This is a genomic window from Rhodoferax fermentans, assembly GCF_002017865.1.
Lineage (GTDB): Bacteria > Pseudomonadota > Gammaproteobacteria > Burkholderiales > Burkholderiaceae_C > Rhodoferax > Rhodoferax fermentans.
Window position 1 is genome coordinate 989,890 of record NZ_MTJN01000002.1, and the last position, 23,902, is coordinate 1,013,791.

Here is a 23,902-nt window from a genome sequence, read left to right on the forward strand (position 1 = left end):
CCACCTTGCGGCGTGCCATTCTGCGGGTCAGGGCAGAGGAATCAGTATCTTGAAATCAGTCAATCCGGGAGAGCTGTCACACTCGATCAAACCCTGGTGTTGCTGGACAAAGGTTTGTGCCAATGTCAGCCCCAGCCCGGAACCACCCTCACGTCCGGACACCAACGGATAAAAAATACGGTCTTTGATCGAGTCTGGCACCCCAGGCCCGTTGTCCATCACATGCAATTCCAGTGCCAACCGGTAACGTTGTTTGCCAAAGGTGGTCTGACGCGCCACCCGGGTGCGAAAAGTGATGCGACCATCCCCCTGCGCAATGCGCTCTGAGAGGGCCTGGCAGGCATTGTGGGCGATGTTCAGCAGGGCCTGGATCAGCTGCTCGCGGTCGCCCCGCAGCTCAGGAATGGAGGTGTCATAGTCCTGCACCACCTCCAGCCCCTTGGGAAACTCTGCCAGGATCAGCGAGCGGACCCGTTCACACACCTCATGGATATTGACATCTCCCACCACATGCGCCTTGCGATGCGGCGCCAGCAGCCGGTCCACCAGCGACTGCAGGCGGTCTGCCTCATGGATGATGACCTGGGTGTATTCGTTGAGGTCAGGCGAGGCCAACTCCATCTCCAACAACTGGGCCGCACCACGAATCCCGCCCAGCGGGTTTTTGATCTCATGCGCCAGATTGCGGATCAGCTCCTTGTTGGCCAACGCCTGTTCAGCCAGACGCTCCTCGCGGTCTTGCCGGGCTTGTTGCTCCAGCGGCAGGAGCTCGGCAATGATCTCCGGCCCCTCGGTGAGGGTCACAATCACATGCACGGGCAAAGCGTCACGGCTGACCCGCAGCAAGGCGGCGTCGTAACGCAAGGCCGAAAAGTCGTTGCCACCCACGCCCGTCAGAATGGTGCGTAAATGCTCCGGCTGGGTGAAGCAGTCCGGAAAATGGGCGCCCACAATGATGCGGCGTGACATGCCCAGCGCGTCCTCCATGGCCGCATTGACAAATAACACGGTGCCGTCGCTACGCACCACCGCCACCAGGGTGGCCAGCAAATCAAAGGCCTTGTAGCGCTCGGCGTTGACCGAGGATGAAGGGATCATGGCAGACCCTGAGAGAGGATGGCAGGTCATCAGATAGGCGCAGACTTACTGCGATGGGGAGCTGCTGGCGGGAGGCAATCGGTCAATCTCACGGCGCAGACCAGCAATGTCACTCTCGGTGCGCGCCAAACTGGCTTTGAGTTCGGCCACCCGGTCCAGGTATTTCTGGTAGTTGCGGGCCTCGCCGCCCTGCTTGTCGGGCTCGCCGTTGTTGTATTCTTTCTTCAACTCTTCCTGACGGGCCAGGGCTTTCTTGAGTTCATCTTGCAGGATCAGTCGGCGGTCCGAGTCACGCGCTTTTTGCTGCGACGACTCCACCTTGGAGGTGTTACTGCCAGCGGAGGGGGTGGGATTGGCTTTGGGGGCGGGTGTCCCTTGCACCACAGTGATGTTGCCACCTTCGACCAGTTTGCAGCCTTTGGCGCGTGCATCCGGCTTGGTGTTGGTGTATTCGTTGCCACAGCGGTAAATCTCAGCCTGTGCCTGGCTGGGCAAGGCTGCTACACCCGCTGCCAAGGCCACCAGCATCCACAGTTGTTTCATAAGGCTTTTGCTCTCTCCATCGTGACCAGGTTTGGCGGGCTGCCTGAACCCGGCAGCCCGCCCCATTGGTATAGTTTCCCACAATAAAAAAGGACGGCAACTGCCGTCCTTTTTGCGGTACCAAGTTGTCATGGCTGACCCACCTGGTAAGGTCGCTGATTACAGCGAGTAATACATGTCGAACTCGATCGGGTGGGTCGCCATACGCAGACGTGTGACTTCAGTCATCTTGAGTTCGATGTAGGCATCGAGCATGCTGTCAGTGAACACTCCACCCTTGGTCAGGAAGCTGCGGTCTGCATCGAGGCATTCCAGCGCCTGGTCCAAACTGTGGCAAACGGTCGGGATCAGTGCGTTTTCTTCGGGCGGCAGGTGGTACAGATCCTTGGTGGCGGCTTCGCCAGGATGGATCTTGTTTTCCACACCGTCCAGACCCGCCATCATCAAGGCCGAGAAACCCAGGTACGGGTTCATCAACGGATCGGGGAAGCGGGCTTCGATACGGCGGCCCTTCGGGTTCGCGACAAACGGAATACGGATCGATGCAGAACGGTTTTTGGCCGAGTAAGCCAATTTCACCGGCGCCTCAAAACCAGGAACCAGACGCTTGTAGCTGTTGGTACCGGGGTTGGTGATCGCGTTCAGTGCGCGGGCATGTTTGATGATGCCGCCGATGTAGTACAGGGCGAAATCGCTCAAACCGGCATAACCGTCACCGGCAAACAGGTTCTTGCCGTCTTTCCAGATCGACTGGTGCACGTGCATGCCCGAGCCGTTGTCACCCACGATGGGCTTGGGCATGAAGGTGGCGGTCTTGCCGTAGGCATTGGCCACGTTTTGCACCACATACTTCAGAACTTGTGTCCAGTCAGCGCGCTCAACCAGGGTGCTGAACTTGGTACCAATTTCGTTCTGACCAGCGCCAGCCACTTCGTGGTGGAACACTTCGACCGGGATGCCCAGCGATTCAAGGATGAGCACCATTTCGGCGCGCATGTCTTGGGTGCTGTCAATCGGAGGCACCGGGAAGTAACCACCCTTGACGGTGGGACGGTGACCACGGTTGCCGCCTTCGAGCTTGGCACCGGAATTCCAGGGGGCTTCGTATTCTTCAATCTTGAAGAAGGTGCCCGACATGTCGGTGTTCCAACGGACATTGTCAAAAATGAAGAATTCTGGTTCTGGACCAAAGAAGGCGGTGTCACCAATGCCAGACGCCTTCAGGTAGGCTTCTGCGCGGCGTGCGATGGACCGCGGGTCGCGGTCGTAGGCCTTGCCGTCACCTGGCTCGACCACATCGCAGCTCAGGAACAGCGTGGTTTCTTCGAAGAACGGGTCGATGTTGGCGGTGTTCGGGTCGGGCATGAGTTGCATGTCCGAAGCTTCAATACCCTTCCAGCCAGCGATGGAAGAACCGTCAAAGGCATGGCCGGAGCTGAACTTGTCTTCATCAAAATGCGAAACGGGCACAGTCACGTGCTGTTCTTGGCCACGGGTATCGGTGAAACGGAAGTCAACAAACTTGACTTCGTTGTCTTTCACCATCTTCATGACATCTGCGACGGTCTTGGCCATCAAATACTCCTGGTTGCTGTTGAGAAAGGGTTTGTGAAATTGAATGCAGGTTTTGTGCCAGTGTCGGGGCATGTTCAACAAGTCCGCACCTCCGCCATTTTGCACCCACTTTACGGCACAACTTCGGGTTCAGCGTTTGCAGGTTTGCCTGTTCTTCCGACAAGTGCAATGGAAAGAACAATGATAGGCACCATACTGGTGCAAAAAACATGCACTAAAACAAAGTGCTCAGGATTGCACCAATTCGGGGCCAAGTTTGACCTGGAAGGTTTGCAGACCCGCCAACAAAGCGACGTAGGCCGGGTTGACCAGGCCTGGCGCACCTTTGACACCCAACTCAATATGGCGCCCCCATTCCGGGTGATCCACACTGGGCAAGCTGAACACCTTGATGCCGGGATAGTCTTGCTCCAGTTGCTGCATCAGCGGCGTCAGTGTCGCCTCCATGGCACCAAAAACAATCACCGAGCGCTCCAGCCAAGCCTGGTTCTGAAACCACTGGGCGTAACAGCTGTCCAACACCCACTCGATCATCGGCCAAGCCATGACCGGGAAACCCGGCACAAAATGCACCCGCCCGACGCTGAAGCCAGGGATCTGGTTGTAGGGGTTGGGGATGATGCTGGCACCCTGAGGGAACACCCCCATGTTGAGCCGATGCACGTTGTCTGGCGCTTGGGCGTCGTAGACCTTGCCTTGCTCTCGCGCCTGATTCTGCATACGTTGCTCAATCAGGTCCTTGGCCTGAGGATGCAAGGCCAGGGGCAGCGCTAGCGCAGCTGCGGCACATTGGCGGGTGTGGTCGTCAGGGGTGGCGCCAATGCCACCGGTCGAGAACACCACGTCGCCGGATTCAAAAGCCCGCTGCAACACCGCCGTGATGCGATCCGGGTCATCCCCCACATATTCGGCACAGTCCAACTGCAGGCCACGTGCCTTGAGCAGTTCAATCACTTTGGGCAAATGTTTGTCAGCTCGCTTGCCAGACAGGATCTCATCCCCGATCACAATCAGGCGAAAACCGGGGCGATGTTCAGGCTGCGCTTGGGGGCTTGGTGTTGGTGTCATGGGTCAATGGTAACGCCTCGGGCTCGGCCAAAGTTGCTTCAACCAGGTGCTCATCCACTGACGGCAGGTCCAGTTCGCGCTGTTGCCGCAGGTTGTGCAAGGCCTGTAAACAGTAGTGCGCGAACCACAGGGACGACAGTGCAAAGACCCAGGTGTAGAGCCAGATGCCAATCGGCACCAACACCACAAATGCGGCCGCAAACAACACCCCAGAGGCCCAGATCACACTGGGCGCGGCCCCCAGATAACCACAAAACACGCCAATACCCAGCAAACTCAGCCGGTGCTTGCGAAACAGCTCACGCCGCTCTTCACCGCTGGCATGGCTGGCCAGTGCGTCAAACGCCATCACCCGGTAGGTGAGCCAACCCCAGATCAGCGGTGGCAACACCAGAATCAGCGGCGGGATAAACCACAGGGGAATCGACACCACCAAAGCCACCAAGGCGAGCAAGGTCGACAACAGGGCCCAGCCCAAGCCCAGGATGAAATAACCACCTTCTTTGCGCGCCAACTGCGGAAAGCGTTGCTTGGCCACAAAATGGGTCAGCGCAGGGGTCATCAAAAGAGCGACCGACAGCAGCGACAACAGCACCACCACCGGCATGATGCTCACAATCACAATCAAGGGTGCCAGCACCGAGGTGATGCCACCCAGGCCGAGGGCCTGCATCCAGCCGGATACCACACCCACAATGCTCGACGCCTCCAGCGTGGCACGCACCCAGACCAGGCTGGTCTCCCAGTACAGGTTGCCCAGGGTCACGGACAACACCGCCATCAACACCAGGGGCGCCGCTGACAACAACATCACGCGTGGACGAAAACAATCCAGCAACGCCCGCCAGAACGAGTCAAACAGCAAATTCATGGTGTGAGCATACCCGAGCCCAGCACGCGCACCAGCGCCCGCTCAGCGAGGAGTGGTCTGGTTGACAAGCGCCAGATCGGCGGCGTTGAGCCAGCGCCACTGGCCGGGCAGCAGGTCCTCAGGAAGACGCAGACCACCGATCTGCGAGCGGTGCAGGCCCTCGACCCGGTTGCTCACCGCCGCCAACATACGTTTGACCTGGTGGTACTTGCCCTCGGTCAGCGTCAGGCGCAGATGGTGGCTGCTTACTGCCTCACAGGCGGCAGCACGCACCGGTTTGGGGTCATCGTCCAGCACCACACCAGCCAGCAGCTGACTCACCTGCCGCTCATCGAGCGGATGCTTGACCGTGACCTCGTACACCTTGGGCACATGGTGGCGCGGTGAACTCATGCGGTGAATGAACTGGCCGTCATCGGTGAGCAGCAACATGCCGGTGGTGTCCTGGTCCAGCCGCCCCACCGCCTGAACCCCTTGCACTGCGCCTTTTTGCGGCCGCTGGCGCAAGGGTGCGGGCAGCAAGGTGTAGATGCTGGGATAGGTCGAGGGCTTTTGGGAACACTCGGTGGCTGCCGGCTTGTGCAGCAGGATGTAGGCCTTCTCCGCATACGGCCAATCCACCCCTCGCACCCTGAAGCGCAGATTTTCAGCTTCAAACTCCATAGCTGCTTGCGTAATGGTGACAAGGGCTAGAGGCTCATTTTCTTGATAAACCTGAACCAGACCCTGCTGGATCAGACCGGCACAGACGCGGCGTGTGCCAAAACCCTGGGAATAAAGAATGTCTTGCAGTTGCATGCTGCGAGTATCTCAAAGCCTGGACAACAGCCAGAACCGGCGTCAATCAGGCAAACAACAAGGTGGCCGCCTCACGGGCAGCGACCACCGCTTCATCGGTGGGCACCACCCACACTTCGACTTGGCTCGAGGGCGCGTGAATCGCCACCACCTCACTGCCGGTGGCCCGCGCATTACGCTCTGGGTCAATCACCACACCCAGCCAGGAAAGCTGTTGCCCGACCTGCGCACGCAATGTCACATCATGCTCACCGATGCCTCCACTGAAGGCCAGCACATCCAGGCCCTGCACACAAGCCACGAGCGCACCAGTTTCACGTACTACGCGGTAGGTGAAGGCCTCGATGGCCAGCTTGGCCTGCGGTGACGACGCCTCACGCAGGCGTCGCATGTCCGCAGACAGGCCCGACAAACCCAGCAAACCACTTTGCTTGTAAAGCAGCTTTTGCAGCCGCGCATGGTCCCAGCCCTGCTCCAACAAGTAGAGCAACACCCCCGGGTCCAGTGCACCGGGACGGGTTCCCATGATCAGCCCGTCGAGCGCCGAGAAGCCCATGGTGGTGGCGCAGCTCTTGCCGTCACGCGCCGCGCACAGACTGGCGCCATTGCCCAGGTGCGCCATCAAGGTGCGCCCCTTGGCCCGCGTTGAGTGAGCCAACAAGGTCCCCATCACATACTGGTACGACAGGCCATGAAAACCGTAGCGACGCAAGCCCTGCGCGTAGAGCTCTTGTGGCAGGGCAAAGCGGTAATCCACCTCAGGCAAGCTGGCATGAAACGCGGTGTCAAAACAGGCGACCTGGGGCAAGCCAACAAACGCCGCACGGAAAGCACGAATGCCCTCGAGATTGTGTGGCTGGTGCAAAGGCGCGAGCGAGTTGAACGCAGCCAGTTGCGCCAGCACCTCATCGTTGACAAACAGGCTGGCGCGGTACTTGTCCGCCCCGTGCACCACCCGGTGGCTCACCGCCTGCAGGGTCGGGGCATCTGGCAACTGTGCCAACAACTCACGCAGGCTGCACAAGGCCTGGGCAAACACCGGCTGATCGTCCACCACCAGGGCACAGCAGTGCTCTTGCCCCTGGTAGTGCCAACGCATCTGCGGCGCACCACCTGACTCCAAACCTTCCATCAGGCCTGACAGGATCTGTGTTTGAACCTCGCTACCGATCAGGGGATAGAGAGCAAACTTGAGTGAAGACGATCCCGCGTTGACCGAGAGAATCGCCACCCCACCACCTACCAGGCAGTGCGGGGCTGGCTGCGCCTTGCATTGTGGGCTACCAACAGCCCCAGCAAAGCGGACGCCACCCGGTTGGAGGGCCCCTCGGCGCGGCTGGTCAGCGCAATCGGTATACGTGCGCCCAGCACCAGCCCGGAACCACTGGCACCAGCCAGGTACTCCAGTTGTTTGGCCAGCATGTTGCCACTCTCCAAGTCAGGCACCGCCAGAATGTCGGCGTGGCCAGCCACCGCAGAGGTGATGTGTTTGATCTGCGCGGCATGCATCGAAATGGCATTGTCAAAGGCCAGCGGGCCATCCAGCACACCACCGGTGATCTGCCCGCGATCAGCCATCTTGCACAGAGCTGCCGCATCGATGGTTGACGGGATCGTGGGGTTGACCGTTTCAACCGCCGACAGAATCGCCACCTTGGGTGTGGTGACACCCAAGATGCGGGCAAAGTCGATGGCATTCTGGACGATGTCGATCTTTTCCTGCAAGCTGGGGCGGATGTTGAGTGCCGCATCGGTGATCAGCAAGGGCTTGTGGTAGAGCGGCACATCGAAGCGAAACACATGGGACATGCGCCGCCCGGTGCGCAACACAGCTTGGGACAACACCGCGTGGATCAGCTCATCGGTATGCAGACTGCCCTTCATGAGCATCTCAACCTGCCCACTGGCAGCCAACGCTGCGGCAGCTTCGGCAGCGGCATGGCTGTGTGGCTGGTTGATGATCTCGGCACCGGTCAGGTCGATCCCGGCCTCGGCCGCGACATGGCGAATGCGCACCTCCGGGCCAATCAGCACCGGCAGGATCAGGCCGTAGCGCGCCGCATCCATGGCCCCACTGAGGGAACCATCGTCGCACGGATGCACCACGGCACAACGGACGGCGTCCAGCTTGTTACCCAGGGCGAGCAGTTGTTTGAAACGCACCTGGGGGTCATACAACTGAATCTGTGGCGCAGCCACACGTGGCAGACGGACCTTGACCGTGGGCGCCAGCACCCGGGCCATGCCGCTGAGCACACAGATTCCCTTTTGGTTCACCACCTGGCAATCCAGCTCAATGCTGTGGTTCTCCGGGTTTTTGGATAGCACCGTCACCGTCACCGTGAGGGTGTCACCAACGCGCACCGGTTTGACAAAATGCAGGGCCTGGTCCTGGTAGATCGTCCCAGGGCCCGGAAACTGGGTTCCCAGCAACGCTGATATCAGGGCACCACTCCACATGCCATGGGCAATCACGCCGTGGAACAAGGTGTCGTTGGCATATTCTGGGTCCAGGTGGGCTGGATTGGTGTCACCCGAGACAGCGGCAAACGCCCGGATGTCCTCGAGCTTCAGGGCACGCAACAAACGTGCACTTTGTCCGACCATGATTTCATCGAAGACATGGTTTTCGATCAGCTCAGAGTCGGAGGGAAGATTCATACTTGCCTAGTGTTCGTTGAAAAGACCATCAGCATCTGGCCCATTGGCCCCGGGCCTGAAGCCCCGTTGTTCCAGTCGGTATTCCGCCAGAGACACGATTTCACGGGTCAGTTCCAGACCATGCTGATTGAGACTGACCGTCTCCAGTTGATAGCGTAACACCAACAGGCCCCGCAGTTCTTCGCGCAAAAGAACCACACGGCGCCCCCCTGACATGGCTTGCGCCGCCCGGCCGGATGTCCCCCTGCCACGTGGCGGGGCTTGGTCTATGACTTGTTGTACCGCTTGTTGGTCATTGAGCTTGATGCCAAGCCCGATGGCCAGGCGTGCAATCCGCTCACCCAGGGTTTCCAGAGACACACTCAGGCGCCGGGCTTGTTCCACTTCGATCTGCATCGTCGGTTTACCTTCGAAAAAACAACGCACGCACCGGAGCAGCACATGTCAAAAATTGCGCCCCGCCAAGCCGTGACAACCAGACTGGACAAACGCAGCACACTGGTCAACCTCTCCGAGGCACCTGTTTGGGACAGACCATATTTTAGGGTATACCCTTAGTTTTTCAACACCAACAAGCTTACAACAGCCCGACATCGATATCCAAACGATTGGGCACACATAGCCGTCAAACACCCATAAAAAAACCCGCCGAAGCGGGTTTTTTTATCAAGGCAGAAGCCTGAAGATCAGTTGGCGCGGGTGCCGACCACTTCAATTTCCACACGGCGGTTCTTGGAACGGCCATCTTTGGTCTTGTTGTCAGCAACAGGTTGTTTTTCGCCCTTGCCTTCGGTGTAAACGCGGTTCTTTTCGATGCCCTTGGACACCAAGTAAGCCTTCACAGCTTCAGAACGTTTGACCGACAGCTTTTGGTTGTAAGCATCAGAACCCACTGAGTCGGTGTGACCCACAGCGATGATAACTTCGAGGTTGATACCTTTGACCTTGGCGACCAAATCATCGAGCTTGGCTTTGCCTTCGGGCTTGAGAACAGCTTTGTCGAAGTCAAAGAACGCATCAGCGGCGTAGGTCACCTTGGCAGCAGCAACAACGGGAGCTGGTGCGGGAGCAGCTTTGGCGGCCGGTGCAGGAGCGGCGGCGGGAGCCGGTGCGGCAGCAGCAGCTGCCACGATGGCGCCGTCGCAACCAACAGCTGCAGTGGCAGGTGTCCAGAAGGCATCGCGCCAGCACAGTTCGTTGGAACCGTTCTTGATCACCGTGCCATCGGCAGCGCGCCAGTTGTCAACGGTTTGTGCACCAGCAGCGGAAGCAAACGCCACAGCAGCGATCAACATTGCAAATTTGTTCAATTTTTTCATGATTCTCCTAGATGAAAAAGACCGCATCGGTGCGGCGTAAGTAAAACAGACGCCCAAGATGCCTATCACTTGGAACGGTTAATCTATTGTGCCACATAGCGTTTCCACATACCGGTGCAGTTTCAGCCAAGCGGACCGCAGCCGCGACAAGTGTGCGTTAATTGACGGTTCCGTTGCGGGCTAGCCACAGCCTGACCGCATAAAATCGCAGAACTCCACTGAATTTGCCTCGCATCAACTCCCCATGACCCAATTCGCCAAAGAAACCTTGCCCACCAGTCTTGCGGACGAAATGCGCCGCAGCTATCTGGACTACGCCATGAGCGTGATCATCGGGCGGGCTTTGCCGGATGCGCGCGACGGTCTGAAACCGGTGCACCGGCGTGTGTTGTTTGCGATGCACGAATTGAACAACGACTGGAACAAGGCCTACAAAAAATCCGCACGTATCGTGGGTGATGTGATCGGTAAATACCACCCGCACGGCGACCAGTCGGTGTACGACACGATTGTGCGTATGGCGCAGGACTTCTCCATGCGCCACATGCTGGTGGATGGCCAAGGCAACTTCGGATCCGTCGATGGCGACAGCGCTGCCGCCATGCGTTACACCGAAATCCGCTTGGCCAAGATTGCGCACGAGCTGCTGGCCGACTTGGACAAAGAAACCGTGGACTTCGGCCCGAACTACGACGGCTCCGAAAAAGAACCGCTGGTGTTGCCTACCCGCCTGCCCAACCTGCTGGTCAACGGCTCTGGCGGTATTGCCGTGGGTATGGCCACCAACATCCCGCCGCACAACCTCAACGAAGTCGTTGATGGCTGCCTGCATTTGCTGAAAAACCCAGAAGCCTCGATTGACGAGCTGATGGAGATCATCCCGGCACCTGACTTCCCCACCGCCGGCATCATCTACGGCATCAACGGTGTCAAGGACGGCTACCGCACCGGTCGTGGTCGCATCGTGATGCGCGCCAAATGCCATTTCGAAGACATCGACAAAGGCCAGCGCCAGTCCATCATCGTTGACGAACTGCCCTACCAGGTCAACAAAAAGACCTTGCAGGAACGCATGGCCGAGCTGGTGCACGAGAAAAAAATCGAAGGCATCAGCCACATCCAGGACGAGTCCGACAAATCCGGCATGCGCCTGGTGATCGAACTCAAGCGCGGTGAAGTACCCGAGGTGGTGCTCAACAACCTGTACAAACAGACCCAGCTGCAAGACACCTTTGGCATGAACATGGTGGCCCTGGTCAACGGCCAGCCCAAGCTCTGTAATCTGAAGGATCTGATCGAGGTCTTCCTGAACCACCGCCGCGAGGTGGTGACACGGCGTACCGTGTTCGAATTGCGCAAAGCACGCGAACGTGGCCATGTGCTCGAAGGCCTGGCCGTGGCGCTGGCCAACATCGACGACTTCATCCGCATCATCCGCGAGTCACCCACCCCACCGGTGGCCAAGGCCGAGTTGATGACCCGCAGTTGGGACAGCAAACTCGTGCGCGAGATGCTCACCCGCACCCGTGCCGATGGTGGTGTGGTCAATGCCGACGACTACCGCCCCGACGGTCTGGAGATGCAATTTGGCATGCAAGCTGACGGCTTGTACCGACTGTCTGAAACCCAAGCCCAAGAAATTCTGCAAATGCGCCTGCAACGCCTGACCGGGCTGGAGCAGGACAAGATTGTGGGTGAATACAAGGAAGTCATGGCGGTCATTGACGACTTGCTCGACATCCTGGCTCGCCCGGAACGGGTCTCTATCATCATTGGCGACGAACTCACCGCGATCAAAACCGAATTCGGTCTGACCAAAATCGGCGCGCGCCGCTCGCTGGTGGAGCACAGCTCGTTTGACCTGAGCACCGAAGACCTGATCACCCCAACCGACATGGTGGTCACGCTGAGCCACAGCGGCTACATCAAGAGCCAGCCGCTCAGTGAATACCGCTCCCAAAAGCGTGGTGGCCGTGGCAAACAGGCCACCGCCACCAAAGAAGACGACTGGGTCGACCAGCTCTTCATCGCCAACACCCACGATTACCTGCTGTGTTTTTCCAACCGAGGCCGCATGTACTGGCTCAAGGTCTGGGAGGTGCCACAAGGTTCACGCGGCTCGCGTGGTCGCCCCATCGTCAACATGTTCCCGCTGCAAGATGGCGAAAAAATCACCGTGGTGTTGGCACTCACTGGCGAAAAACGCACATTCCCCGAAGACCAGTATGTGTTCATGGCGACCCGCATGGGCACCGTCAAGAAGACCGCACTCGATGAATTCAGCAACCCGCGCAAGGCAGGCATCATTGCGGTGGACTTGGACGACGGCGACTTCCTGATTGGCGCGGCATTGACCGACGGCAAACACGATGTGATGTTGTTCTCCGATGGTGGCAAGGCGGTACGTTTTGACGAGAACGATGTGCGCCCGATGGGCCGCCAGGCACGTGGTGTGCGCGGCATGATGCTTGACGAGGGCCAGAGTGTGATCGCCATGCTGGTGGCCGAGGACGAGTCCCAAAGTGTGCTCACCGCCACCAAGCACGGCTACGGCAAACGCACCAGCATCGTCGAATACACCCGCCATGGCCGCGGCACCAAGGGCATGATCGCTATTCAGCAGAGTGAGCGCAATGGCAAGGTCGTGGCCGCCACGCTGGTGCACGCCGATGACGAGATCATGCTGATCACCGACAAGGGTGTCTTGGTACGCACCCGCGTCAGCGAAATTCGCGAGTTGGGCCGTGCCACCCAGGGCGTGACCCTGATTGGTCTGGACGAAGGCTCACAGCTCAGTGGTCTGCAGCGTATTGTGGAAAACGATGCCATTGCCAAAACAGCAGACGACAGCGCTGGCGATGCTGCCGACGAGCCCACTGCACCTGACGCCTGAGCACTTCTAAAAACATAGCTTCTTGCCCTTTATGTATAAGGGCTAGAGCCTGATTTCTTATAGATGTCACGCATGAACAGACCTTATAACTTTTCTGCCGGCCCGGCCGCCATGCCCGAAGAAGTCTTGGCAGAGGCCGCGGCCGAGATGCTGGACTGGCACGGCAGCGGCATGGGTGTGATGGAGATGAGCCACCGCGGCAAAGAGTTTGGCCAGATCGCCCAGGAAGCCGAGGTCGATTTGCGCGAGCTGTTGGCCGTGCCAGCGCACTTCAAACTGCTGTTCATGCAAGGCGGTGGCTTGGCCGAGAACGCCATCGTGCCGCTGAACCTGTCGCGTGGGGAGGCGGTTGACTTTGTGGTCAGCGGCAGCTGGAGCCAGAAATCAGCACAAGAAGCCGCCCGTTATTGCACCGTGCGGGAGGCTGCCAACACCCAAGCCAGCGGTTTTACCACGCTGGTCGACCCGGCCAGCTGGCAGCTCAGCAACAAACCAGCCTACGTGCACATCTGTAGCAACGAAACCATCAACGGGGTCGAGTACCAGAGCCTGCCTGACCTGAAGGCGCTGGGCTGTGAGGCACCGCTGGTGGTCGATTTCTCGTCCCACGTCGCCTCGCGCCCGGTGGACTGGTCACGGGTCGGTTTGGCTTTTGGCGGTGCTCAGAAAAACCTTGGCCCCGCTGGCTTGACCCTGGTGGTGGTGCGGGAGGATTTGCTGGACCGTGCCCTGCCGATCTGCCCAAGCGCTTTCTGCTACAAAACCGTGGCAGAGAACAACTCCATGTTCAACACCCCGCCCACCTATGCGATCTACATCGCCGGGTTGGTGTTCAAGTGGCTCAAGCGCCAGGGTGGCATCGCCGCGATGGAGGCGCGCAACATCGCCAAGGCTGAGCTGCTGTACCAGGCCATCGACCGCTCCAGCCTGTACACCAACCGGGTCGACCCAAGCTGCCGCTCCCGCATGAATGTGCCGTTTTACCTGCGTGACGAAAGTCTCAATGAAGCCTTCCTGGCTGGCGCCAAAGAACGTGGTCTGCTGCAACTCAAAGGCCACAAGTCGGTGGGAGGCATGCGCGCCAGCATCTACAACGCGCTGCCGCTCGAAGGGGTGCAGGCGCTGGTGGCCTATTTACGCGACTTCGAAGCGCAGCACGGCTGACCACTTCGGTCAGCCGTACCCGCCCACAGAGATTCCACCCCAACGCCGGTCACACACCCAGCCCAATCAACTGAACCGACACGATGGCCAAGACCCTTCCTGAGTTACGCAACCAGATCGACGCGGTCGATCTGGAACTGATCGCCCTGCTCAACAAACGCGCCGCCCTGGCCCACGAGGTCGGTGAGATCAAACGCCTGGACGGCTCGACTGTGTTCCGGCCCGACCGCGAAAACCAGGTGATCAGCAACCTGCAGGCCGTCAACCAAGGCCCCCTCAAAGACCACAGCGTGGCCATCATCTGGCGCGAAATCATGTCGGCCTGCCGCTCTCTGGAAGCACCGCAGCGCGTTGCGTATCTGGGCCCGGCGGGCACGTTCAGCGAACAGGCCGCGATCCAGTTTTTTGGCGGCAGCATGGCACGCGTGATGTGTGTCAGCTTTGACGAGGTGTTCCGCGCCACGGCGGCGGGCAGCGCCGAATTTGGTGTGGTGCCGATCGAGAACTCGTCCGAAGGGGTGGTTTCGCGCACGCTGGACCTGCTGCTCAGCTCACCGCTGCACATCATTGGTGAAACCAGCTTTCTGGTGCGCCACAACCTGCTGCGCCTGGAGCCCAGACTGTCCAACATCGAGGCGGTCTACGCCCACCCGCAGGCCCTGTCGCAATGCCAGGACTGGCTCAGCACCCACCTGCCGCATGCCGACCGCCGCGCTGCACCGAGCAATGCCGAAGGTGCACGCCTGGCCTCCACCAACCCAGCCTGGGCCGCGATTGCCAGCGAACGCGCGGGCAGCGAATTTGGCCTGCATGTGGTGTCCTACGCGATCCAGGACGACGCTTTCAACCGCACCCGCTTTGCGGTGATCTGCCTGCCCACCACCTTGGCGGCGCCGCAAGCCACCGGCAAAGACTGTGTCAGCCTGATTGTGTCGGTGAACAACAAGCCCGGCGCGGTGCACGACCTGCTGGTGCCACTCAAACGGCACGGGGTGTCGATGACGCGTTTTGAGTCACGCCCGGCGCGCTCTGGCCAGTGGGAGTACTACTTCTACATCGACCTGGCCGGCCACCCGTCCGAGCCGCATGTGGCCGCCGCGCTCGAAGAGTTGCGCAGCCTGTGTGCCTTCTACAAGGTACTGGGCACCTACCCGGTGGCCGAATGAACAAGTTACCCACACGTGCCCACCCATTTGGGCCGCTCGGCATGTGCAGCAGTCAACCAGCCGGGAGGTCTGATGTTTGAACAACTGGGCTTGATTGGCTGCGGCCTGATGGGTGGCTCCTTTGCACTGGCACTCAAACAGGCGGGCCTGGTTAAACGTGTTGTGGGTTACAGCAAGTCACCCTCCACCACCGAGCGCGCCTGCCAGATGGGGGTCATCGACGTGGCAGCCCCATCGGCCTTGCTGGCGGTGTCGGGCGCCGACATTGTGCTGATGGCGGTGCCGGTGGCAGCCTCCGAGGCCACCTTCAAAGCCATCAAACACATGGTCACGCCCTGCATGTTGATCATGGATGTGGGTTCAACCAAGGGTGACGTGGTCGAGGCGGCGGCGCGCGGCCTGCGCGAGCAAGTTGGCTCTTTTGTGCCTGCGCACCCGATTGCAGGCAAGGAGCTCGCTGGTGTCGACAACGCCGACGCCGAGCTGTATGTGGGCAAACAGGTGATCCTGACGCCCACCGAGGTGACGCTATCCGCCCACACCCAACGCGCGACCGAGGTCTGGAGCGCGCTGGGCTGCAAAGTGGTGCAGATGTCGCCCGAGTCCCACGACGCGGCTTTTGCTGCGGTCAGCCACCTGCCCCACATGTTGGCCTTCACGCTGATGAACTCGGTGATCGGGCAAAGCAAAGGAGCCAGCTACATGGGCTTGGCCGGGCCGGGTTTTCGCGATTTCACCCGCATTGCCGCCAGCGACCCCAAGGTCTGGCGCGACATTCTGCAGGCCAACCGGGCCGAGTTGCTGACCCAATGCCAGCACTTTCGCGACCAGCTGGCCCTGTTTGAAGCTGCCATGTTGGCGGGTGACCAGCAGACGCTGGAAGCCCTGATCACCCAGGCCAGCACCGCCCGCGCCGCCTGGCGCATGAACCAGTTACCGTGAGTCCCGTTGCGCATGTTCACCACCGCTTTCCTTGATCTTCCCCCCCTAGAAACCGCCGCTGGCACCATCACCCTGCCCGGCTCCAAAAGCATCTCGAACCGGGTTCTGCTGCTGGCCGCCCTGAGTCAGGGCAGCACGGTGGTGCACGACCTGCTGGACTCCGACGACACCCGCGTCATGCTCGAAGCCCTGCGCCAACTGGGTTGCAGGATTGAACAAAACCATAGCACGGTCACCATAGAGGGTCTGGGCGGGAAGCCCATAACAGCACAAGCCCAGCTGTTCATGGGCAATGCCGGCACCGCCATCCGGCCACTCACCGCTGCGCTGGCGGTGATGGGTGGCAGTTATGAATTGCGCGGCGTGGCACGGATGCACGAGCGTCCGATTGGTGATTTGGTGGACGCACTGCGCCAACTGGGTTGCCAGATTGATTACCTGGAGAACCCAGGCTACCCGCCGCTGCGCATCGGTCAGCCCACGCTGGACGTGTCGCAGCCGATCCGGGTGCGCGGGGATGTGTCGAGCCAGTTCCTGACCGCGCTGCTGATGGCTTTGCCCCTTGTTGCAAAGCAAGACATCACGATAGAAGTTGTGGGCGAGCTGATTTCGCGCCCCTACATCGAGATCACGCTGAACCTGCTGGCGCGTTTTGGCGTGGTGGTGCAGCGCGAGGGCTGGCAACGTTTCACCATTCCAGCGGGCAGCCGGATCATTTCTCCGGGTGAAATCCATGTCGAAGCCGATGCCTCATCCGCTAGTTATTTCATAGCTCTTGGGGCAATCGCCAAAAGGGCTAGCAGCCAAAATTGCATCAAGATTCTGGGCGTCGGTGCCGACTCCATTCAGGGTGACATCCGCTTTGTCGAAGCCGCACAGATGATGGGCGCACAGATTACCAGTGGCCCGAACTGGCTGGAGGTCACACGCGGTGCCTGGCCGCTCAAGGCGATTGACCTGGACTGCAACCACATCCCCGACGCCGCCATGACGCTGGCGGTGATGGCGCTCTACGCCGACGGCCCCTGCACCATGCGCAACATCGCCAGCTGGCGCGTCAAGGAAACCGACCGCATTGCCGCCATGGCCTGTGAATTACGCAAGCTCGGCGCCACGGTGGAAGAAGGCGCCGACTTCATTCGGGTGTTACCGCTGCCGAACCCGGCAGACTGGAAGCCCGCCAGCATCCACACCTACGACGACCACCGCGTGGCCATGTGTTTTTCGCTCGCTGCGTTCAACCCGGCGGGCTTGCCGGTGCGCATCGAGGACCCGAAATGTGTCGCCAAAACCTTCCCGGATTATTTTGAGGCGCTGTTCTCGCTGGTCCAGACCAGCCGCCAGCACATTCCGGTGATCTGTATCGATGGTCCCACGGCTTCGGGCAAGGGCACGCTCGCGGCAGCACTGGCCAAACGGCTCGGATACCACTTCCTGGACTCAGGCGCGATGTACCGCATCACCGCCTTGGCGGCCACCGGCGCGGGCCTGCCGATTGATACCAGTGGTGAAACCGCTATCGCTAGTCTGGTGCAAGACCTGTCAATCACGTTCACCGCTGGTCAGATCCTGCTGGATGGGGTCGACGTGACCGAGGCGATCCGCTCGGAAGCCAATGGCATGAACGCCTCCAAAGTGTCTGCCCTGCCCCAGGTGCGGGCCGCCTTGGTCGACCTGCAACACAGCTTTCACCGCCTGCCCGGGCTGGTGGCCGATGGGCGCGACATGGGCTCCGCGATCTTTCCACAAGCCCCACTCAAGGTGTTTCTGACCGCCAGTGCCGCAGAACGCGCACAAAGGCGTTTCAAACAGTTGATTTCAAAAGGGATTTCAACTACACTCGACAGTCTTCGCGCTGATTTAGAAGCCAGGGACGAGCGGGACCAAACCCGCAGCGCCTCACCTTTAAAACCCGCACAAGACGCCGTGTTGCTGGACAACTCGGATTTATCGGTTGAAAAATCGGTCGATCTGGTAGTGGGCTGGTGGCTAGGCAAACAGCCCTTTTGAACCTTCTCAAGGGCTGTACCCGCAGGGGCTGATCCCCTTGCAACCGGCCCTCATCTGCCTTTTCGCGCTGCACTGCGCACCGCAGGTGAGGTTCACAAAACTTAACCCCGTGGCGTTAATGCCACACAAAAAATGTCTGAATCTTTTGCCGCCCTGTTTGAAGAGTCCTTGACACGCACAGAAATGCGTCCAGGCGAAGTGATCACTGCTGAAGTGGTCCGTATTGAACACAGCTTTGTGGTTGTCAACGCTGGTCTGAAGTCTGAAGCCTATGTGCCGCTGGAAGAGTTCAAGAACGATCAGGGCGAAACCGAAGTGCAAGTCGGTGACTTTGTCTCCGTGGCCATCGGCTCCATCGAAAACGGCTACGGCGACACCATCCTGTCGCGCGACACCGCCAAACGTCTGGCTTCCTGGATGAGCCTGGAAAAAGCCCTGGAAACAGGCGAATTTGTCACTGGCACCACCAGCGGCAAGGTCAAGGGTGGTCTGACCGTGTTGGTCAACGGCATCCGCGCTTTCTTGCCCGGATCTCTGGTGGACACCCGTCCGACCAAGGACCTGTCTCCGTACGAAAACAAGACCCTGGAATTCAAGGTCATCAAGCTCGACCGCAAGCGCAACAACGTGGTGCTGAGCCGCCGTGCCGTGGTGGAAGCCTCCATGGGCGAAGAACGCTCCAAGCTGATGAACACGCTGAAAGAAGGCGCGATTGTTCACGGTGTGGTCAAGAACATCACCGAATACGGCGCGTTTGTGGACCTGGGCGGTATTGACGGCCTGCTGCACATCACCGACATGGCCTGGCGCCGCGTCCGTCACCCGTCTGAAGTGGTGACTGCTGGCCAGGAAATCACCGCCAAGATCCTGAAATTTGACACCGAGAAGAACCGCGTGTCTCTGGGTCTGAAACAAATGGGTGATGACCCGTGGATGGGCGTGAACCGCCGCTACCCGCAAGGCACCCGCATGTTCGGCAAGATCACCAACATCGCCGACTACGGCGCATTTGTGGAACTGGAACCCGGCATCGAAGGTCTGGTGCACGTGTCCGAAATGGACTGGACCAACAAGAACGTGGCCCCGAGCAAGATCGTTGCCCTCGGCGACGAAGTCGAAGTCATGGTTCTGGAAATCGACGAAGACAAGCGCCGCATCAGCCTGGGCATGAAGCAATGCAAGGCCAACCCATGGCAAGAATTCGCGCAAAACACCAAGCGCGGTGACCGCGTCAAGGGCCCGATCAAATCCATCACCGACTTCGGCGTGTTCGTCGGCTTGGCTGCTGGTATCGACGGTCTGGTGCATTTGTCCGACCTGTCCTGGAACGAAACCGGCGAAGCCGCTGTGCGCGAGTACAAGAAGGGCCAAGAAGTCGAAGCACTGGTGTTGGCTGTGGACGTGGACCGCGAACGCATCTCCCTGGGTATCAAACAACTCGATTCCGACCCGTTCACCACCTTCTCGTCGATCAACGACAAGGGTTCTGTGGTGACCGGCAAGGTCAAGACTGTCGATGCCAAGGGCGCTGAAATCGACCTCGGTGAAGACATCCTTGGTTACCTGCGTGCTTCCGAAATCAGCCGTGACCGCGTCGAAGATGCGCGCAATGTGCTCAAGGAAGGCGACGAAGTCACCGCTGTGGTGGTCAATGTGGATCGCAAGACCCGCAACATCCAGTTGTCAATCAAGGCCAAAGACGCTGCTGACCAGAACGAAGCCATGGCATCTCTGAGCCAGCAATCGGCTCGTGAAAACGCTGGCACCACCAGCCTCGGTGCGTTGTTGCGCGCCAAGCTGGACAACAACTGATCAGGTTGTTGCCCCTCTGAACTGACGACCGGTTGCACCCGTGCACCGGTCGTTTTTTTCTTCGTTTCAGGCCCCAGATCATGACCCGTTCCGACCTTGTTGAAGAGCTAGCTGCGCGTTTCAGCCAACTCACCCAGCGTGATGCCGAGTTTGCCGTCAAAGCCATTCTGGACGCGATGAACGACGCACTGGTGCGTGGCCACCGCATCGAAATTCGTGGTTTTGGCAGTTTTTCCGTCAACTACCGTGCACCGCGCATGGGCCGCAACCCGCGCAGCGGCGAAAGTGTGGCCATTCCCGAAAAGCGCGTGCCCCATTTCAAACCTGGTAAAGCGCTGCGTGAGGCAGTTGACCAGCGCACGGCAGAATTGACCCAAACCGCCCGCCCCTGACGCTGTAGCAGCCCCCATCATGCCTGCGGTCGCAAACCTGACCGTCGGTGATCATGGCCGAAGTTGTTGGCGTTAAAATTTTGAGCCCTTGGGAACACGCCAATGAACAAACTGATCTGGTTGATAAAGTGGATGCTGAAAGCAGCCATTTTTTTTACCCTGTTCGCCTTTGCGCTGAACAACCAGCAAGACACCACGGTGCATTTTTTCTTTGGCAACCAGTGGCAAGCACCCCAGGTTCTGGTGGTGTTGACCGCGTTTGCGGCAGGTGTAGCCGTTGGCGTAGTGGGCATGGTGCCCTGGTGGTGGCGGCAAAGACGCCAGTCCAAACAGCCCATCGCAGAAGTGCCGACTTCGCCCAACACACCCGCCGGCTTGACAGCCACACCGCCTGCCAACGCACCTGCCTACGCCGATGGAATTTAGTCTGAGCTGGATTTTGTTGGGCCTGCCGCTGGCCTTTGCAATGGGGTGGTTGGCTTCGCGTTTTGATTTGCGCCAAATTCGTCTGGAAAACCGACAGGCGCCTAAGGCCTACTTCCGGGGGCTTAACTACCTGCTCAATGAACAGCAGGACCAAGCCATTGACGCCTTCATCGAAGCCGTCCAAAAAGACCCGGACACCTCTGAGTTGCACTTTGCATTGGGCAACCTGTTTCGTCGTCGTGGTGAATACGAACGCGCGGTACGGGTGCATGAACACCTGATGTCACGCGGTGACCTGAGCCAGGCCGACCGGCATCGGGCACAACACGCACTGGCGCTGGACTTCCTCAAGGCAGGGCTGCTGGACCGCGCCGAAGACGCGCTCAACAAACTCGAAGGCACAGCCTTTGAGACCGAGGCCCGGCTGGCCTTGCTGGCCAACTACGAACGCAGCCGCGACTGGGCATTGGCAGCCCAGGTGGCCCACAAACTTGAGAGCGCCAACCAAGGCAGCTTCCACCAGCGCCTGGCACATTACCTGTGCGAGCAGGCTGCGGACGATCTGGCGCATGGTCGGGTGGATGCCGCACGCGTCCACCTTGAAGAAGCGGTGAACAAGGCGCCGGACGCAGCACGTGCTCGCATGGCACTGGCGCAACTCCAGGCCAACGTCGGTGATTTGGCTGGTGCACAACAAACACTGCTCGACGCCATGACACACGCGCCGACAGCCATCCCCTTGATAGCCGGCCCGCTGGCAGACATCGCACTGCGACTGGGCAACGTTCAGCAGGCGCTGGACCGGCTGCAAACACTTTATGAGCAGCAAGCCTCGCTGGATGTCCTGGATGCGATTGTTCGACTGACTGCCGACACCGCTGGCGCCGAGCGCAACCTGTATGCCCGTCACCTGGCGCAAGAGCCTTCGCTGGTCGCGGCCACCCGCTGGATTGCTGGCGAGAAGTTTGAAGACGAGCAGTTTCACCCCCAGGTGCAACGCGCTCTTGACCATGCCATCAAACCCCTGTTGCGTTACCGATGCGCCGCCTGCGGTTTTGAGGCCACACAGCATTTTTGGCAGTGCCCCGGTTGCCAGACCTGGGACAGTTACCCCGCAAGGCGGGTAGAAGAACTATGACCACAATAACCAAACAACAATTGAGCCAGGCCCGTGTCCTGGTGGTGGGTGATGTGATGCTGGACCGCTACTGGTACGGTGCGGTAGACCGCATCAGCCCCGAAGCCCCGGTGCCGGTGGTGCGTGTCACCCGCGAAGACGAGCGCATGGGTGGCGCCGCCAATGTGGCCTATAACTTGGTCACACTGGGGACGCAATCATCCTTGCTGACGGTGGTGGGCAACGATGAAGCCAGCCACAAACTCGAAGCTCTGGTCGCAGGTACCGGCATCCAGGCACATTTTGGACGCGACACCGAACTCAAAACCACGGTCAAATTGCGTGTGATTGGCCGTCAGCAACAGCTGTTGCGCATGGACTTCGAAAACACCCCTCAAACCGAGATCCTGGCCTCGCAAACCGCTGCCTTCATCGGCCTGCTGCCCCAGCAGGATGCGGTGCTGTTCTCGGACTACGGCAAAGGGGGGCTAGCCCATGTCAGCGACATGATTGCACGCGCTCGTGCTGCGGGCAAGCCGATCCTGATCGACCCCAAGGGCACAGACTATTCACGCTACCAGGGCGCCACGGTGATCACCCCCAACAAGGCGGAGCTGCAGCAGGTCATCGGCCACTGGCACAACGAAGCCGACTTGACCAGCAAAGCCCAAACTCTGCGTGAACAACTTGGCCTGCAAGCCCTGTTACTCACCCGCAGTGAAGAAGGCATGACCTTGTTCGATGCCCAGGGGCAGATCAGCGTCAGCGCGCAAGCGCGTGAGGTGTTTGATGTCACTGGTGCTGGCGACACCGTGATCGCCACCATGGCGGCGATGGTCGCGGCTGGCATGAGCCTGCGTGACGCCTTGCCCTTGGCCAACCGGGCGGGTGGTGTGGTGGTGGGCAAGTTTGGCACCGCTACCGTTTCTTACGAGGAGTTGTTTGTATGACCCGAATCGTCGTCACCGGTGCAGCCGGATTTATTGGTAGCAACATCATCAAGGGGCTCAACGCCCGCGGCCTGACCGACATCATCGCCGTGGATGACCTGACACAAGGCGACAAGTTCCGCAACATCGCTGACCTACAGATTGCCGACTATGTCGACGCCGACGTGTTCTACGACAACTATGCAGAAGGCGCCTACGGGCAGGTGGAGGCCATCTTCCACGAAGGTGCTTGCAGCGACACCATGGAAAGCAATGGCAAGTACATGATGCAAAACAACTTTGCCACCTCGCTGCAGCTCTACCATGCCTGCCAAAAACGTGGCGCCAGGCTGCTCTACGCTTCCAGCGCCGCCACCTACGGCGGTTCGGACACCTTCCGTGAAGAGCCCGCCTTTGAGGCACCGCTCAACGTTTATGGTTACTCCAAGCTGCTGTTTGACCAACGCATGCGCCGCGAATGTGGCTTGCAATTCGAACGTGCTTTTGCCGGCAAAACCATGCAGGTGGTGGGTTTCCGCTACTTCAATGTCTATGGCCCGCGTGAGCAACACAAGGGTCGTATGGCCAGCGTGGCATTTCACCAGTTCAACCAGTTTCGCTCTGAGGGTCGCGTCAAGCTGTTTGACGAATACGGTGGTTATGCGGCCGGTGCACAAATGCGCGACTTCGTCTTCATCGACGACGTGGTGGCGGTCAACCTGTGGTTTTTTGACCATCCGGGTATCTCGGGCATTTTTAACCTGGGCACCGGTCGTGCACAGCCGTTCAACGATGTGGCCAGCTCGGTGGTCAACAGCCTGCGCGAGTTGGACAACTTGCCCGCCTTGTCGCTGCCAGAGCTGGTGAGCCAGGGCCTGCTGGAGTACATCCCCTTCCCGGACGCGCTGCGTGGCAAATACCAGTGTTACACCCAGGCCGACCTGACAGCGCTGCGGGCTGTGGGTTGTAACCACCAGTTCGCCGATGTGCAAACCGGTGTGGCGAGCTACGTGAAGTCACGAGTGCAAACGGGTCAGAGCTGAAACTGCCGGATTGATACAAATTTGCGACAGCGTTTTCTGAGGTGCGGTTTTACACTGCTTGCGTGAATGCTGTGC

General features: G+C 59.5%; 21 protein-coding genes. 11 read left to right on the plus strand and 10 right to left on the minus strand.

What is annotated here, in order from left to right:
- Nucleotides 1–27 precede the first annotated feature (27 nt).
- The 10 genes from glnL to ompA all read right to left on the minus strand — a co-directional run bounded on the left by glnL (nucleotide 28) and on the right by ompA (nucleotide 9,933).
- Complete coding sequence (glnL, locus tag RF819_RS04890; RefSeq protein WP_143541610.1) at nucleotides 28–1,098, minus strand: nitrogen regulation protein NR(II); 1,071 nt, start codon at nucleotides 1,096–1,098, stop codon at nucleotides 28–30.
- 45 nt (nucleotides 1,099–1,143) lie between these two features.
- A complete protein-coding gene (locus tag RF819_RS04895; protein ID WP_078363938.1) occupies nucleotides 1,144–1,641 on the minus strand; it encodes a hypothetical protein in 498 nt (165 codons plus the stop codon).
- 159 nt (nucleotides 1,642–1,800) lie between these two features.
- Complete coding sequence (gene glnA / locus RF819_RS04900; RefSeq protein WP_078366775.1) at nucleotides 1,801–3,216, minus strand: type I glutamate--ammonia ligase; 1,416 nt, start codon at nucleotides 3,214–3,216, stop codon at nucleotides 1,801–1,803.
- A gap of 228 nt (nucleotides 3,217–3,444) precedes the next feature.
- Nucleotides 3,445–4,284: a competence/damage-inducible protein A gene (locus tag RF819_RS04905; protein WP_078363939.1), complete on the minus strand. Its 840-nt coding sequence runs from the start codon at nucleotides 4,282–4,284 to the stop codon at nucleotides 3,445–3,447.
- Nucleotides 4,250–5,155 (minus strand): EI24 domain-containing protein, encoded by a 906-nt coding sequence (locus tag RF819_RS04910; protein ID WP_078363940.1) that lies wholly within the window; start codon nucleotides 5,153–5,155, stop codon nucleotides 4,250–4,252. The genes RF819_RS04905 and RF819_RS04910 overlap by 35 nt, the downstream gene beginning before the upstream one ends.
- A 42-nt stretch (nucleotides 5,156–5,197) precedes the next feature.
- Nucleotides 5,198–5,953, minus strand: coding sequence for a 16S rRNA pseudouridine(516) synthase (locus tag RF819_RS04915; RefSeq protein ID WP_078363941.1), 756 nt, complete (start codon nucleotides 5,951–5,953; stop codon nucleotides 5,198–5,200).
- Between the two features lie 46 nt (nucleotides 5,954–5,999).
- Nucleotides 6,000–7,184, minus strand: a complete 1,185-nt coding sequence (locus tag RF819_RS04920; RefSeq protein WP_078363942.1) for an acetate/propionate family kinase — start codon at nucleotides 7,182–7,184, stop codon at nucleotides 6,000–6,002.
- Nucleotides 7,185–7,192: 8 nt separating this feature from the next.
- Nucleotides 7,193–8,614 carry a bifunctional enoyl-CoA hydratase/phosphate acetyltransferase gene (locus RF819_RS04925; RefSeq protein ID WP_078363943.1) on the minus strand — a complete coding sequence of 474 codons (1,422 nt, stop codon included), beginning with the start codon at nucleotides 8,612–8,614 and terminating at the stop codon, nucleotides 7,193–7,195.
- A gap of 6 nt (nucleotides 8,615–8,620) precedes the next feature.
- Nucleotides 8,621–9,010 (minus strand): hypothetical protein, encoded by a 390-nt coding sequence (locus RF819_RS04930; RefSeq protein WP_078363944.1) that lies wholly within the window; start codon nucleotides 9,008–9,010, stop codon nucleotides 8,621–8,623.
- 290 nt (nucleotides 9,011–9,300) lie between these two features.
- The gene (gene ompA, locus RF819_RS04935; protein WP_078363945.1) at nucleotides 9,301–9,933 is read right to left on the minus strand and encodes an outer membrane protein OmpA; all 633 of its coding nucleotides are present in this window, start codon (nucleotides 9,931–9,933) and stop codon (nucleotides 9,301–9,303) included.
- Between the two features lie 244 nt (nucleotides 9,934–10,177).
- Between ompA and gyrA the strand changes: the two genes are divergently transcribed.
- The 11 genes from gyrA to rfaD all read left to right on the plus strand — a co-directional run bounded on the left by gyrA (nucleotide 10,178) and on the right by rfaD (nucleotide 23,827).
- The gene (gyrA, locus tag RF819_RS04940; protein ID WP_078363946.1) at nucleotides 10,178–12,826 is read left to right on the plus strand and encodes a DNA gyrase subunit A; all 2,649 of its coding nucleotides are present in this window, start codon (nucleotides 10,178–10,180) and stop codon (nucleotides 12,824–12,826) included.
- A 72-nt stretch (nucleotides 12,827–12,898) separates the two neighbouring features.
- A complete protein-coding gene (gene serC / locus RF819_RS04945; RefSeq protein WP_078363947.1) occupies nucleotides 12,899–13,990 on the plus strand; it encodes a 3-phosphoserine/phosphohydroxythreonine transaminase in 1,092 nt (363 codons plus the stop codon).
- An 83-nt stretch (nucleotides 13,991–14,073) separates the two neighbouring features.
- Complete coding sequence (gene pheA / locus RF819_RS04950) at nucleotides 14,074–15,156, plus strand: prephenate dehydratase (RefSeq protein WP_078363948.1); 1,083 nt, start codon at nucleotides 14,074–14,076, stop codon at nucleotides 15,154–15,156.
- A gap of 72 nt (nucleotides 15,157–15,228) precedes the next feature.
- Nucleotides 15,229–16,098, plus strand: a complete 870-nt coding sequence (locus RF819_RS04955) for a prephenate dehydrogenase (RefSeq protein WP_078363949.1) — start codon at nucleotides 15,229–15,231, stop codon at nucleotides 16,096–16,098.
- A 12-nt stretch (nucleotides 16,099–16,110) separates the two neighbouring features.
- Entirely contained in the window at nucleotides 16,111–18,108 is a 1,998-nt protein-coding gene (locus RF819_RS04960) for a bifunctional 3-phosphoshikimate 1-carboxyvinyltransferase/cytidylate kinase (protein WP_078363950.1), read from the plus strand.
- Between the two features lie 132 nt (nucleotides 18,109–18,240).
- Nucleotides 18,241–19,920 carry a 30S ribosomal protein S1 gene (gene rpsA, locus RF819_RS04965; RefSeq protein WP_078363951.1) on the plus strand — a complete coding sequence of 560 codons (1,680 nt, stop codon included), beginning with the start codon at nucleotides 18,241–18,243 and terminating at the stop codon, nucleotides 19,918–19,920.
- Between the two features lie 80 nt (nucleotides 19,921–20,000).
- Nucleotides 20,001–20,312, plus strand: a complete 312-nt coding sequence (locus tag RF819_RS04970; protein WP_078363952.1) for an integration host factor subunit beta — start codon at nucleotides 20,001–20,003, stop codon at nucleotides 20,310–20,312.
- A 102-nt stretch (nucleotides 20,313–20,414) separates the two neighbouring features.
- A complete protein-coding gene (locus RF819_RS04975; RefSeq protein WP_078363953.1) occupies nucleotides 20,415–20,738 on the plus strand; it encodes a LapA family protein in 324 nt (107 codons plus the stop codon).
- Nucleotides 20,728–21,876 (plus strand): lipopolysaccharide assembly protein LapB, encoded by a 1,149-nt coding sequence (gene lapB, locus RF819_RS04980; protein WP_078363954.1) that lies wholly within the window; start codon nucleotides 20,728–20,730, stop codon nucleotides 21,874–21,876. Before RF819_RS04975 ends, lapB begins: the two co-directional genes overlap by 11 nt.
- On the plus strand, nucleotides 21,873–22,805 hold the full coding sequence (gene rfaE1, locus RF819_RS04985; protein ID WP_078363955.1) for a D-glycero-beta-D-manno-heptose-7-phosphate kinase: 933 nt from the start codon (nucleotides 21,873–21,875) through the stop codon (nucleotides 22,803–22,805). Before lapB ends, rfaE1 begins: the two co-directional genes overlap by 4 nt.
- Nucleotides 22,802–23,827, plus strand: coding sequence for an ADP-glyceromanno-heptose 6-epimerase (rfaD, locus tag RF819_RS04990; RefSeq protein ID WP_078363956.1), 1,026 nt, complete (start codon nucleotides 22,802–22,804; stop codon nucleotides 23,825–23,827). Before rfaE1 ends, rfaD begins: the two co-directional genes overlap by 4 nt.
- The last annotated feature ends 75 nt before the right edge of the window (nucleotides 23,828–23,902 follow it).

What these genes read in the sequence shown, in the direction of transcription:
- glnL (WP_143541610.1), bottom strand. Translation starts at nt 1,098, where the DNA reads ATGATCCCTTCATCCTCGGTCAACGCCGAGCGCTACAAGGCCTTTGAT.
- RF819_RS04895 (WP_078363938.1), bottom strand. Translation starts at nt 1,641, where the DNA reads ATGAAACAACTGTGGATGCTGGTGGCCTTGGCAGCGGGTGTAGCAGCC.
- glnA (WP_078366775.1), bottom strand. Translation starts at nt 3,216, where the DNA reads ATGGCCAAGACCGTCGCAGATGTCATGAAGATGGTGAAAGACAACGAA.
- RF819_RS04905 (WP_078363939.1), bottom strand. Translation starts at nt 4,284, where the DNA reads ATGACACCAACACCAAGCCCCCAAGCGCAGCCTGAACATCGCCCCGGT.
- RF819_RS04910 (WP_078363940.1), bottom strand. Translation starts at nt 5,155, where the DNA reads ATGAATTTGCTGTTTGACTCGTTCTGGCGGGCGTTGCTGGATTGTTTT.
- RF819_RS04915 (WP_078363941.1), bottom strand. Translation starts at nt 5,953, where the DNA reads ATGCAACTGCAAGACATTCTTTATTCCCAGGGTTTTGGCACACGCCGC.
- RF819_RS04925 (WP_078363943.1), bottom strand. Translation starts at nt 8,614, where the DNA reads ATGAATCTTCCCTCCGACTCTGAGCTGATCGAAAACCATGTCTTCGAT.
- RF819_RS04930 (WP_078363944.1), bottom strand. Translation starts at nt 9,010, where the DNA reads ATGCAGATCGAAGTGGAACAAGCCCGGCGCCTGAGTGTGTCTCTGGAA.
- ompA (WP_078363945.1), bottom strand. Translation starts at nt 9,933, where the DNA reads ATGAAAAAATTGAACAAATTTGCAATGTTGATCGCTGCTGTGGCGTTT.
- gyrA (WP_078363946.1), top strand. Translation starts at nt 10,178, where the DNA reads ATGACCCAATTCGCCAAAGAAACCTTGCCCACCAGTCTTGCGGACGAA.
- serC (WP_078363947.1), top strand. Translation starts at nt 12,899, where the DNA reads ATGAACAGACCTTATAACTTTTCTGCCGGCCCGGCCGCCATGCCCGAA.
- pheA (WP_078363948.1), top strand. Translation starts at nt 14,074, where the DNA reads ATGGCCAAGACCCTTCCTGAGTTACGCAACCAGATCGACGCGGTCGAT.
- RF819_RS04955 (WP_078363949.1), top strand. Translation starts at nt 15,229, where the DNA reads ATGTTTGAACAACTGGGCTTGATTGGCTGCGGCCTGATGGGTGGCTCC.
- RF819_RS04960 (WP_078363950.1), top strand. Translation starts at nt 16,111, where the DNA reads ATGTTCACCACCGCTTTCCTTGATCTTCCCCCCCTAGAAACCGCCGCT.
- rpsA (WP_078363951.1), top strand. Translation starts at nt 18,241, where the DNA reads ATGTCTGAATCTTTTGCCGCCCTGTTTGAAGAGTCCTTGACACGCACA.
- RF819_RS04970 (WP_078363952.1), top strand. Translation starts at nt 20,001, where the DNA reads ATGACCCGTTCCGACCTTGTTGAAGAGCTAGCTGCGCGTTTCAGCCAA.
- RF819_RS04975 (WP_078363953.1), top strand. Translation starts at nt 20,415, where the DNA reads ATGAACAAACTGATCTGGTTGATAAAGTGGATGCTGAAAGCAGCCATT.
- lapB (WP_078363954.1), top strand. Translation starts at nt 20,728, where the DNA reads ATGGAATTTAGTCTGAGCTGGATTTTGTTGGGCCTGCCGCTGGCCTTT.
- rfaE1 (WP_078363955.1), top strand. Translation starts at nt 21,873, where the DNA reads ATGACCACAATAACCAAACAACAATTGAGCCAGGCCCGTGTCCTGGTG.
- rfaD (WP_078363956.1), top strand. Translation starts at nt 22,802, where the DNA reads ATGACCCGAATCGTCGTCACCGGTGCAGCCGGATTTATTGGTAGCAAC.